This window comes from Bacteroides xylanisolvens (genome assembly GCF_018289135.1).
Taxonomy (GTDB): Bacteria; Bacteroidota; Bacteroidia; order Bacteroidales; family Bacteroidaceae; genus Bacteroides; species Bacteroides xylanisolvens.
Genome location: NZ_CP072216.1, coordinates 5104572 through 5117599 on the forward strand (window position 1 = coordinate 5104572; position 13028 = coordinate 5117599).

The window sequence follows — 13028 nt, forward strand, 5'->3', positions numbered from 1 at the left end:
CTAATCGATTAATTATTAAAATCCTACAGGTCAGCACCCACATCTCCACCGTCTATATCGTTCCACTTTGCAATGGTGGCTTCGCTGACTTCAAGGACTTTGTTGCGTACCTTGACGGTATAGGTATAGTTGTTGCCCGCCAGCAGTGCGCCTTCGGGCATGGTGAGTGTGGCATGATATTCCTGACCTTTGTAATTCACAACCAACGGCAGGGATGCAACTGTCTGCGGGAAGAGGATGATCGATGACGTGAGATTGCCGTCTGCCAGATTCATGGCCAGTTCTCCGGTCTGTACTCCGTTGTCTGCGGTGGCAATACCGTCGGCCGTGTTGAACGTACCGGTGAGTAACAATCCGTCTAGCGTGTAACGTTCAGGCTTGACCACGCTGAAATCCACGCCGTCGCCCGCCTCGAAGGTAAGGGTTATCTGGCTCATGCGGTGGTGGAAGGAGTTGTCTTCACCGCCTTTGGCGGTTTTGTCGGTAAAGCTTACTACCGGGTTGTTTTTGTCTCCCGTGGCTCCTGAAGCAAAGAGGAAGTCGATGGCAGGCTTGTTTTGCTGCGCCGTGGCATCGGTCGTGGCTGCGAGGATGCCTCCCGTCGTGTTGTACGGATAGTAGGCGCGGAAAGTATGGGTCTTTGTATCTTCGATATAGATAACCTTTCCTTCTGCCTCAAATTTCCCGTTTTTCAGGATGAAAGGCACGTTGCCGTACTGGGAATCGTTGCCGATGTCGGTGATGCCGATACGGTCGCCGCCAGTCCAGGTGGTTCCGCTGGCGCGGGTGGCGGGGGCGATGTTGGCGGTAAACTGGGCGGCCACGGGGTCACCGTTCAGGTTCTCGTTGTCGTTGTTGCAGGCTGCCAGTGCGAGGGCGAGCGTTGCAAGTGTAAAAAATCTCGTCTTCATTATATCTATAATTTTATTATTTACAAATCAGCATTTACATCATCACCTTTCACTTCTTCCCAGCCGTTGATTTCGGCTCCGTCCACTTCCATGCCTTCGGGAGTCTCAACCAGCGTTCCGCTGAGGGTCAGCGATTCGCCCTTTCCGGTGTTGAACTCCTTGAGGGCTTCCGTAAGGTCGCTTTTCAGCGTGGTGGGGGTCGGGTTGCCGTCAGCATAGCGGATTTCACCCTTCAGCAGTTGTTCCGTACCGGTCACACCCAGCAGCCGCACCGTGGCTTTCCACTTGCCGGCATCGTCACCTTCGGTAATCTTGGTGAAGGGCAGCACGACGTTCGAAGCGGCTCCGTAGGTATCGGTAGCGAAGTCGAGTGTTCCGGCTGCACCCGTCAGATGGGCAACAATCTCCGTGATGCGTCTGGCGGCATCACCAGTAGGTTCGACGACAAGCGTCAATTCGCGTACCTGCTGCTTCATTGCGGCGGTCAGCGGATAGTCCTTGTCTTTCTCGATGCTCACCTGTTTCGTATAGGTGAAGAACCATCCCGGGGCATTGTTCACAAAGGCATCCGTGCCTGCCCGGTTTCCCGTGGCTGCGGCAATGGTGGCGGTGGTACCATTTACCGTGATTCCTTCAGTTGGGTTCCACACCGCAAGGGTGTAGCTGCCCGGAGCAAACAGATGGTCGGGGGCATGGGTGGCGGAAGTCTCCGTACCCGTATAGTCGCCCATGGTGACCGTCCATGTGGCAGGTATGTCGATACCCTCACCGCGGGCCGACCAGTCGGCTGTCACCGCAATCTTCCCGTAGTCGGGATGCGGCGTGTCATAAAGCGTGTCCTTCACGCAGGAAGAGAGCAGCACGGCGGCTGCCATTCCCATCATATTTATATATTGTCTTGCTTTCATATTCTATTCCTCCGTGTTAGAATAACTTCCATACCAATGTCACACCGGCATTGATGGGGCCCCACCAATCTTTTGTTTCGTTGCCGCGGCGTACACGTACACCGTCGATGACTTCATATTTTTCGAAATCGGCATTCAGGTAGCCCAAACCGAGGTTGAAATCAAGAGCCAGTGCCTTGTTCAGCCTCAGCTGATAGCCAGCGGTGATGCCGCCACCCATCAGGTCGCCCTGCTTGCCTGTTTCGGAGAGCTTGTAGTTGAACTGTCCGGCCTTGAACATCGCGCCCAGATACCAGGCTTTCTTCTCACCCATATAGTAACGTACTTCCGGAGCCACTTCCCAGAGTGCATAGCGGTGGTCCTTGTCGCTCCACGTCCATGAAGTCCACGAGCCGTTTACGGCAATGCCCCACGATGGGCAGATGCGCCATTCCACGCCAAGGTCGGGTGTCAGGGTAGCCCAGCGCAGCAGGTTGGCACGCAGGGAGAGATGATAATCAGTTGTGATTTTGGTTTCTGACGGCGTGTCGGCAAGTGTATTTTGTTGAGCGGCTTTCTCAGCTTCTGCCTTTTCAGCGGCAAGTCGGGCTTCTTCCGCTTTACGTTGCTCTTCGGCAAGCCGTTCCTGCTCGGCACGCTTCTCGGCTGCCAGTCGTTCGGCTTCCGCCTTGCGTCGTGCTTCCGCTTCCGCATCCGTCACGGCTGTTTCCTTTACCAGTACCGTCAGGCGCACGATTACAAAATCACCCCCTGTCGCATGATTGTGGGTAATGAAGTTTTCTTCCTTGATTTTCGCGCGTGTAATCAGTTCTGATTTTACTCGATTGGCACGGATCTTCGCTGTTGCAAGGTTCTCGGCTTCACCGCCCAGCGAATTGCAGTAGCCGTCAACCAATAGCGGCAGCTTGCCGTCAAGAATTGTGGTTTTGTTGTTTTCGATACATTCCAACAGGCGGGCAAGTTCCGTGTCGTTGCCATTCCAAGGCACGTAGAACATGTCCTTCTGCGGAACAAAGCGGAAGGTGTAGGTCGTGTCTGCTTTCTGCTGCGCAATGACAGGAAAAGTTACCGTCATCAGCCACAGAAACAGGGTAAGAAAAGTGATTTTTCTGCTCATATAAACTTGAATTTATTATCTTTGTCTTCTCCAAAGGTAATAAATGCCATTCAGCGCCCAAAATATTACAAAAACTTTTTCTGTTGAAATACAGCGTTTTATGAAAAATAGTCGTTTGAGCACTTTTCAAATTGTCGTTAGAGCACCTTTTTGTCGAATTAGCACTTTTTTTGTCGTTTGAGCACTTTTGGGAAATGGGTTTCTGAGACCTTTTTCAATGTTTTTTAGTACACAAATTATTCCCGATTTGCTTTTTTCCATTTGGCAGGCGTACATCCTTCCTTCTCGGAAAATAATTTGATAAAGTTACTGCGGGAAAGAAAACCGGAGGACTCAGCCAGCTTCTGTATATTGATTTCCGGATGCTCCTTCAGCATGTTTTTCGCATACTCCAACCGGAGACCGGTTATCCATTCGCGGAATGTCATTTTATACGTAGTCTTGATATAAGCGGAAAGATAGGTACGGTTCGTATGAAGTATTTCGGACAGTTCTTTTATGGTAAGTCCCTGCTGGACATAGCCGTCTGTCTTTATCCAGTTGGCCACTTTCTCTATAATTTCTGTATAGGACACTGGAACTTCTTTCTCAGAAACTATTTTAGGTTCTGTTTCTGTATCTGTCAGAAGTTCTTCTTCAGACTGTATATCTTGCTCAAAAGCATTTTCCACCTGTTCATAGAACAGCAGGTAGTTCTGATAGCTGTAGAAAAGATAGCTGTAGAACGGTATTGACGACAAAATCCAGATAAAAACAAATTTGTCTGGCAGAAATGTCAGCAATCCGCATCCGACACCGAAGATAACAGCCCAATAAGTGAATATGGAAAGCCATTCGATATATGTACCTATATCATCCGCCTGAGTTTCATTGAAAATCCGAATGGCTCTACGGTATGCAATTATGACTCTGCGAGCTAAAACGACTCCAAAAACGACTAACCATACAGCTAAAGCAAATAAAGAGAATTTTTGCATGATTCCGCTTGGCAACAGGAACAACACAACTCCGGAAAGAGTTGAAAATATAATCCATAAAATGATATGTGTCCACACACGCCGTTTGGTAATGTAAAAACGATCAAGCAACATTATCAATGCCGAACTGAACAGAGAATAGCACAGGAAGTATGTGGACATGTTCATCAATATGGCAGAATCCGCATTTTTGAATCGGATACCAAAGAAGAAATGTACCGAATAATTTGCCGAAAGCAGCAGCATAGCTATACCCATAATCTGTCGGGAGCGGAGATAATTCTTGAAAATTTTCTTTTCAGGAGTCTTTGCAAACAAAAAATAAAAGCCGAAGAATAACATCAACGGCAGTGCGGTATAAAGTGAAAAACTGTATATAGATATAGATGGCTCCATTGTTATGCTTATTTGATTTTGATACAAAGTTACGTCTTTTTCTTCACAAATAGACACATAATCTATGATTTAACGTTATAGATTCGGTCATATTAGATTGAAAAATTATTAGAATTAAAGCCAGTGGTGAAAAAATTCAACCACTGGCTTTTTCTGTCAAGACTTCGATATTAAAGTTTTACACCTTTGGATTCCGATAAACCGGGTCTCCCTATAATTAAATGACTGCGTACAAAGTCCACGTGCGGGCTTTCCGGCTGTTGTTCCGTCTGTTTTTTCTCGTTGCCTTGCCGGTTCTCTTCCGTGTTTTCCTGAGCCGGAGCCAGCTCAAGCTGTATCTTGCGGTCCAGTGCGGCGAGTTCGGACTTCAGCTGTTTCAGCTCGTCCTCCTTCTTCCACACCTTGCCCGCTATCTCCTGCAACTGCGGAATCTCCTTTTCCAGCACTTCGTTCTTAGACTTGTACTGGTCGATGATGGTCGGAATCCTCTCCAATGCGTTCAGAAAGTTTCGTGCGGCAGCAATCGGGTCTGCCATCGCCAGATGCCCGTTGTTGTAGGTGTACTTGTAGTTGCCCTCCACCACGAAGCGGTTGTCGGTGAACTCCAGACCTTCTTTGAGTGTCCTCTCGCTGACCACCTTTATCGGAAAGCCGTAAAGTTCCCCGACAGCCTTGTACAGTCCACCAGTCATGGCGTTCTTGGCGATTTCCTGCAAACGCTTACCGATGACCTTCTCATCCGTTGAATCCACGCCGTCCACCTTGACAAGATTAAGACGACTGCCTTCCCTATCAGTCTGCACAACGGAAAGAAAACGGTTCCAGTCTTCCGTCATGGCTTCGATGAAAGCCGTGTTGTTGCGCAGTTCTCCCGTCTTGGATTCCAGCTTGAACTCCGAATCGCGCTTGCCCTTGCCCCACGACTTGCGTTCCCCTTCGAGCGAGGCGATACGCTTCTCTAATTTCGCCTTATCCAAAAGGTCGGTATTGCCGGAGAGCAACGCCATATACTCCGAGAAGTTCATACCCGATTTTTCGTCCATTGCTCCCTCGTCGATGGTACGTGCGCCCATCGCTCCACTTTTGAGCTGCGATATGAACGTCTGCTTGCAGTGCAGCAGATTGAACTTGTAGCTGTCCAGCGACTTTTCCACCGCGTAGATGATGACATCCACGTTATTCTCGGCAAAATGCTTGGCAATCTCGTTCCCGGCTCTAACACCCCGTCCGTCACGCTGTTGCAGGTCGGACGGTCGCCACGGTGTATCAAGGTGATGGATGGCGACACATCTTTTCTGCGCATTCACGCCCGTTCCGAGCATACTTGTGGAGCCGAACAGCACGCGCACCGTCCCGGCGTTCATGGCATCTATCACCGCCTTACGAGCCTTATCCGTCTTACACTCCTGAATGAAGCGCACCTCACTTGCCGGTATGCCGTAATCCTCCACCAACTTGCGTTTTATCTCGCTGTACACGTTCCATCCTTCCCCCGGCTGGTATGTCCCCAAGTCGGAGAACACGAACTGCGTACCCTTGTGCGCCTCGTACTTGTGGTAATACTCTGCAATCATCTTGGCACAATGGCTTGCCTTGTTGTCGGGATGGTCCTCGTAGTTCGGGTCTATCATGCGCATATCAAGAGCCATCTTTCTCGCGTAGTCGGTGGCGATGAGCATCTTCGCCTTTTCCTCCGTTTCCGACAGGGGTAACCTGCCAAGCAGAGTGGCATCGCCGGTTTTGGCAAACTGCATCAGCTTCTGTATGAAGTCCTCCTGCTCCGGTGTGGGCGGTATGTGGTGCAGTCTCTCATTCTTGTTTGGTCTGTCCACACCTACATCCTCCGCCGTGCGGTAGTCGGTAATCTCGTTGTAGAAGGCGGCAAGCTCCGGCACCTTGATGAAATAGCGAAAACGCTCCTTCTGAACGATATTGTTCGTTACGTTGAACTCAAAATCGGTCGTCTTTTTGGCGAAGATGGCAGCCCAAGCATCGAAACAGCGGATGTCCTGCCGTTCCAGTTCGTTGGGGCGCAGGTATTTGAAGAGCAGGTACAGTTCCGTCAGACTGTTGGAAATGGTCGTGCCCGAAAGGAACGTAGCCCCCAAGTCCTTGCCCGTGCGTTCCTGTATGGTACGGATGGCAAAGAGCATATTCAGGGCCTTCTGGCTTCCTTCCGAGTTTCCCAATCCCGCCACACGGTCATGACGGGTGTTGAAAGTCAAGTTCTTGAACTGGTGACTCTCGTCAATGAAGATGTGGTCGATGCCCATCTGCTTGAAGTCCACCACATCATCCGTGCGGGACTTGATAGCGTGTTCCACCTTCTCCAGCTTCGCCACAAGGTTGTGCTTGCGCTTCTCCAGCCCTTTCAGCATCGCCCGCGACACGTTCTTGCCCTGCTGCCGCAAGACTTCGAGGTTTTCCTCCACCGTGTCAAGCTCCGCCTGCAGGATGCGCTGCTGCAACTCCGGTGACTGCGGTATCTTGCCGAACTGGTCGTGCGACATGATGACGCAATCGTAATCGTTATTTTTGATGTTGTTGAAAAAACGCATGCGGTTGGCGGTCGAGAAATCCTTTTCAGAAGCGTAGAGAATCCTCGCATTGGGATATGCCGCCTGATAGGTGGCGGCAATCTCCGCCACATTCGCTTTCAGCCCGATAATCATCGGCTTGTGCGCCAAGTTCAGACGCTTCATCTCATGTGCCGCTATGCACATTATCAGCGTCTTGCCGGTTCCCACCTCGTGGTCGCAGATCCCGCCGCCGTTCTGTTTCAGCATCCAGACGCAATCCTTCTGCGACGGGTAAACGCTCTTGATTCCCCGGCTTGCCAGCCCTTTCAGGTTGAGGTTGGGAAAAGTCTGGTGCGAGCCGTCATACTTCGGGCGCACGAAACAGTTGAACTTGCGGTTATACATCGTCGTGAGCCGTTCCTTGAACTGCGGCGACTGTTCTTCCAACCATTCGGAGAACCCGTTACGGATTTCGTCTATCTTCGCGTTGGCGAGCTGTATGCCCTCGCTGTCGCGTACCTTGATGTCGTTGCCGTTCTCGTCCTTGCCGATACTTTTCATCATGTCGGGGCAGGTGTTGTGCAGGGCGTGCTTCAACAGGTGCATACCGTCATAGTTCCGGTAATAGCCCTTTACTAAAAACTCGTCCGTGATCTTCATGGTGCGGTAGCCGCACGCCACGGAAAATTCGTCCATGCTGGCGGAATAGGCGATTTTCACGTCCGTGTCGAAAAGATGGCTCATGTATGCGGCATACACGCCCGTGGGAATCCAGCGTTCACCGAAGTTGAAGTCGAGGTCTTCAAAGGCTATGCGCTGCGGTTCGGCTTCCTTCAATGCCTCCCACGCCTGTTTCACCTCCGGCATCCGCTCACTTTCGGGATTGTCCTCCATCCAGCCCTCTATGCGTTCCGCCTTCTCTATCACGTTCCCCGCGATGAAGCGGTCTTTGATTTCGTAACCGGTTACGAGCGGGTTGTAGAAGATGCGCCCCTTGAGGGCACCAAGCAGTTCCTCTTCCGTAGTGTCGGTTATCTCCCGCATATAGCCGAGATTGACCGTGCCGAACTTGTTGAGCGATGCGGACAAGGCTTCTTCGGGAGAGCCTGCATTGACACGGCTCTCCACCGAGAAGGAAACGGGACGGTCGAAGATGTCCGCCTTGACAAACTTGCCGTCCTCCGCACGTTCCAGCGAAAGGATGTCGCGCCCTCCGGCATCCATCATCACCAGTTTCACGTTCTGTCTGGCGTTGAGGTTACCGTAACGCATGACAAACTCATCGTAGTAGGTGTTGAGATACCCGCGCTGCGGTTTGTGTTCCGTATGGTTCTCCGTCTCGTGGCTATACAGACGTTCGTAAGCGTCACGGAGCGATATATACAGCATCGCTTTCTCTTTTTGATAGCCACGGAGGTCGAGCGGTTGGAAGGTCGCACCGTAAGGCGTGAGGTCTTTCAGGTAACCGAGATTGCGTGAAGCATCCAGCACCATCGAGCCGTCACGGTGGTGTGGCTCCAGCAGGCCGTTGAACGGACGGGGAGAAAGGTCCATGACTTCCTCCTTCGGCTTTTCCGTTTCAAGTTCCGGGAACAGGGAAGTGGCAACCGTTTCGGAAGTAGGCACAACTTCTGCCGGTGTTTCAGGTTGCTTTATTTCTTCCGTTTGTTCCGGCTTTTTATCCATATTGTCCGAAGAAGGCGCAAAAGCAGGGTTCAACGTGTCTTTGATACCCATCTTTTTCAGTTGTTCCTGCCTGTGCCGTTCTGCCTCAAGCCGTAGGGCCTTGCGCCGTTCCGCTGTCAGGCTCATCATTGTCTCATAGAAGCCGTTGATGGGAGGATTGGTTTCCCAATCCAGAGTGGCGTAAATGTCGTCCGGGTCGTTTGGCTTTTCGGCATTTTCCGGCTTTTCTTCCTTATTACCGTTTATCGGCTTGGCGGCTTCAACGGGTGGAGTAACTTTGACTTGCGGTTTAGGCGTGGACGGCATAGGCTTCGGCTTGCTTTCCTTTTTCGCTGCCTTTTTCTTTTTTACCGGTTCCTCTATGGGCATACCCCAAAGGTCGAGCAGGGTAAGCTGCACGGCTGACGAATGATTGGGTTGGCGCGGCTCAATCTCCGGCTTTTCCTCTATGGGCTGTGCCTGCGGCTTCTCCACTCCCTTGACAGGCTCAATTACAGAAACGGGGGCTATTACAGAAGGTGATACCTTTTCTGTTTTCGGAGCAGGTTGCACTTCCGCAGCCGTGCTTTCCTCCTTTGTCGGATGCAGCCTGTGTCTCTCATACAGTTTCCTGTCAAGTTGTTGCAGTTCTATTTTCAGATGCTCCCGCAAGTCTTCCGCCAGTTGTGCGATGTCCCCACAGTGCAGGAGTTTATAGGCTGGTTTCCCGTACGGGTCGGTACTTCTGATCAAATCCGTGTGTGAAAGCGAGCCGATGCTCCATACATACCCATTTACGGAAGTGCCGATAGGGGTCTGTTCGGTCTGCACGAAGAGTTTTTCGTTGTAATACAGTTCACCGTTCTTTCCGCTGTTCTTTTGCAGGATAATCAGGTCGCTGCCCACCTCCGTTCCCGCGTTATCCGTAAAGAGGTTGTTCGGCAGGCGGGCTACGCCCACCAGATTGGCATGGTTCATCATATACTCGCGTATGGGCGCGTTGGTCGGGGCATCCAGTACCCCCTGCGAGGTGATGAACGCCACGATTCCGCCTTCACGCACCGCGTCAAGGCTTTTCAGGAAAAAGTAATTGTGTATCGTCCGTGCCGCCGAGAGCCTTGCAGGATCCTTGCTGCCCGAAAAATCCGGGTCGAACACCGCCACATCGCCAAACGGTATATTGGAGACAGCCAAATCAAAATGGTTCATGAACGGCTTTTCTATCTTCTCGAAGCCCTGTACCCTTACTTTCTGTCCGGGATGCAGGTGCTTCAGTATCTTGCCCGTCATCAGGTCTTTCTCAAAAGCCATGATGTCCGCGTCCGGTCTGTTCTCCAGCACGGCGTCCACGAATGCACCGACACCTGCCGACGGCTCCAGCACCCGGTCGGGACGGATGCCGTGTTCATGCAGCACGTCCGCGATGGTCCCGGTTATCTCCGGCGGGGTATAGAAGGCGGTCAGCACGGACTGCTTCATGGCATCCATATTCCGTTTGTACTCCGTCTCGTCTTTTGTGTTCTCCCGCAGCAACCTGTGCAGTTCCACGGTAGGGGCAAACAGTTCGAGGTCGGACTTCGCCCAGTGGACGGCATCCGTCAGTTCCCTTGCAGGGTTGAGTATGTTCTTCAGTCCCCCGAAACCGCAATAACGTTCTAACAAGAGCCGTTCGCGTGCGGTGGGTGTGCGCTGTTCCCTGTCAAGGAGGAATGCCGTCCGTATCGCCTCGATGTTGTCCCGCAGTCTCTGTTTGCGGTTAAACGCCATACTCTTCGATATAGAGGATGACGGCTCCCGTCAGCTCCGTGTAGAGCAGGTCATATTCGGGCGACAGGGCGAAATTGTCGTCCGAGAGGTCATAGATGGAGAATACGTTTCCGACAAGCGGTAGCAGCTTCTGGGTAAAGGCTTCACATTTTTCTCCCGGTACTTCACCCGCAAATTCGTTCTCCACGACTTCGCGCAGGATGGCGTGCTTGGAGTAGCGAAGGCCCTCCGTCAGCACCTTCATCGCCAGTTCCTGCGCCCCGTCGGCAGGATAGCCTTCGAGCCTTGCCCGTTCATACGCTTCGGCGGCACGGTCGGTTCTTTCTCGGATGAAGGCTTCATCGGCTGCCTGTTCGAACTTGTTCGTGGTGAGGTAGTCCAGCAGGTACAGACCGTAATAGGAAAAGTCGGTCCGACCCTCGTTTTTCTTCTTGTTGTTCATTTCTTTGGAATTTAGTGGATTGATAATGATGATAGGGATAATCGTTGGAAAACGAGAAGAAAAAGGCACCCGGTATCCCTCCGAGTGCCACCACTAAATCCAAAGTATGAGTGTAATCCGGTATCGAAGAACAATTCATTACTCTGAACCAGTGGCAAAGTTAAACATTTATTTTCTTCTTTTCGCAGAGGTCGCTTTACTTTTCCTTTCTGGGAACACGAAAACCGTGTTATAGTCCCCGTCAAAGGCGACTACGGCATCAAAACTCTTGCCCTGCTTGCTCTTGAATCCTTTGAGCAGTTTCGTGTGTCCGTCGGTGAGCAGGTTTTTGATTTCATCATCAGAGAGGGTGCGGTTTGCTTTCAGGCGGAACACGGGCAGACCGCACTCCGCGTTGTCGCAGCGGACGACCTTGCCGTAAAACTGCATCGTCCCCGCTCCGCACTTGGGACACTTGCAGCCGGAATCCCTGCGGGCGAACAGCTTGTCGCACGACAGCAGTTCGGAGGTAATTTCCCGTGTATATGCCTCAATCTTCCTGCGGAAGTCATCGGCGGGCAGTTCCCCACGCTCGATGCGTGCCAATTCCTTTTCCCATTCGCCCGTCATGGCGACATCGGCAATACGCATCGCCTTCACGACCGAGTGGAGGGCAAGCCCTTTTTCGGTGGGGACAAGCGACTTCTTGCAGCGTTCCATATAGCCGCGCTTGAAAAGCGTTTCGATGATGGACGCACGGGTGGCGGGCGTGCCGATACCGCAATCCTTCATAGCCTGCCGCAATGCGTCGTCCTCTATCTCCTTGCCAGCCGTTTCCATCGCGGACAGCAGGGTGGCTTCGGTATGCAGCGGCTTGGGTTTGGTCTTTCCCTCCGTGATGGAGGCGGCTTTCAGTGCCAGCGTGTCGCCTTCCTGCCAACAGGGAATGGCGGCGGTTTCCTCTTGGCTGTTGTTCTCTTCTCCATTCTCCTTGCCATAGACGGCACGCCATCCGGCTTGCCTGATGATGCTGCCTTTTGCCACGAACTCCACTCCGGCACACTCTGCCGTGACGGTGGCAGTGTCCTTGACGCATTTTTCGGAGAAAGCCTCAAGCATGCGCCCGGCTATCATGTGATAGACGGTGCTGTCCTCTTTGGAGAGGAACAGCGGCTTCTCGCCCGTGACGAGCAGGGCATGGTGGTCTGTCACCTTGCCGCCGTCCAGGCTGCGGCGTGTCGGCACGGCTTTCGGCTGCAACTTGCCCTTCCATTCGGGCAGGCTGCCGGTGAAGGCAAGCAGCTTGGGGATTTCCGCGAACACGTCTTCGGGAATGTAGCGGCTTCCGGTTCGCGGATAGGTGATGAGCTTCTTCTCGTAGAGCTTCTGCGCGATTTCAAGCGTCTGTTCCGCCGTGAAGCCATGCTTGGCGTTGGCTTCCTTCTGGAGCGTGGTCAGGTCGTACAGGAGCGGTGTTTCCTCCGTCTTCTCCTTGCGTTCGGCTTTCGTGACGGTGGCTGTGCCTGCCGACTTCACCTTATTATACAGTTCCGTCGCGGACTCTTTCTCTTTCCATTTTTCGGAAGAGGAAAACTTCACCGTTCCTTCATCGCAGCCGTCCGTTGCGATATGGAGCTGCCAGAAGGCTTCGGGGGTAAAGCGGCGGTTCTCCCAATAGCGTGCGCACACCATCGCCAACGTGGGTGTCTGCACCCGCCCGACGGAGTAAGTGCCGTGTCCGGCGGCGATGGAGAGTGCCTGCGTGCCGTTGATGCCCACGAGCCAGTCTGATTCGCTCCGTGCTTTGGCGGCAAGATAGAGGTTGTCGTATTTGTCGCCCGCTTCGAGGTTGCGCAGTCCCTCGCGGATAGCCTTGTCGGTAAGCGAGCTTATCCAGAGGCGGACGAACGGGGTGGTGCATCCGGTATAATGGTAGAGGTAGCGGAAGATAAGCTCACCCTCGCGTCCGGCATCGGTCGCCACGATGATCTGTTCGCTTTCCTTGAATAGCCGGGCGACGGTTTTAATCTGCGCCACCACGCTGCTGTCAGGCTTGTAGCCCTTCTCCGTCTTTACCTGACGGGAGACGAGCGTGAAGGTGTCGGGTATGACGGGCAGGTTGTCACGGACAAAGCCGCGTATGCCGTAACCGTCGGGCATGGCAAGCTGCACGAGGTGTCCGAACGCCCATGTCACGGCGTAGCCGCCTCCCTCGAAATATCCTTCCTCTCTCTTTGCCGCGCCCACGATACGGGCGATCTCACGTGCCACAGACGGCTTTTCTGCAATGATTGTCTTCATATTTTTCTGTCGTTTTGAATTTTACAAATGTTACTTCGGATTTAGT

Annotated in this window: 7 protein-coding genes; all 7 read right to left on the reverse strand. The window is 52.5% G+C overall.

Going from position 1 to position 13028, the window contains the following annotated elements; translation table 11 throughout:
* Positions 1–23 precede the first annotated feature (23 nt).
* On the reverse strand, positions 24–911 hold the full coding sequence (locus INE92_RS21230; protein WP_048927465.1) for a fimbrillin family protein: 888 nt from the start codon (positions 909–911) through the stop codon (positions 24–26).
* Between the two features lie 20 nt (positions 912–931).
* Positions 932–1819 (reverse strand): FimB/Mfa2 family fimbrial subunit, encoded by an 888-nt coding sequence (locus tag INE92_RS21235; RefSeq protein ID WP_048927464.1) that lies wholly within the window; start codon positions 1817–1819, stop codon positions 932–934.
* A gap of 16 nt (positions 1820–1835) precedes the next feature.
* Positions 1836–2936, reverse strand: a complete 1101-nt coding sequence (locus tag INE92_RS21240) for a DUF3575 domain-containing protein (protein WP_048927463.1) — start codon at positions 2934–2936, stop codon at positions 1836–1838.
* Between the two features lie 236 nt (positions 2937–3172).
* Positions 3173–4255, reverse strand: a complete 1083-nt coding sequence (locus INE92_RS21245) for a helix-turn-helix domain-containing protein (protein WP_202184690.1) — start codon at positions 4253–4255, stop codon at positions 3173–3175.
* A gap of 224 nt (positions 4256–4479) precedes the next feature.
* Positions 4480–10260: an N-6 DNA methylase gene (locus INE92_RS21250; RefSeq protein ID WP_211421246.1), complete on the reverse strand. Its 5781-nt coding sequence runs from the start codon at positions 10258–10260 to the stop codon at positions 4480–4482.
* On the reverse strand, positions 10250–10702 hold the full coding sequence (locus INE92_RS21255) for a DUF1896 domain-containing protein (protein ID WP_005643884.1): 453 nt from the start codon (positions 10700–10702) through the stop codon (positions 10250–10252). The genes INE92_RS21250 and INE92_RS21255 overlap by 11 nt, the downstream gene beginning before the upstream one ends.
* A gap of 168 nt (positions 10703–10870) precedes the next feature.
* Positions 10871–12982, reverse strand: a complete 2112-nt coding sequence (locus INE92_RS21260) for a type IA DNA topoisomerase (RefSeq protein WP_211421247.1) — start codon at positions 12980–12982, stop codon at positions 10871–10873.
* Positions 12983–13028: the final 46 nt, after the last annotated feature.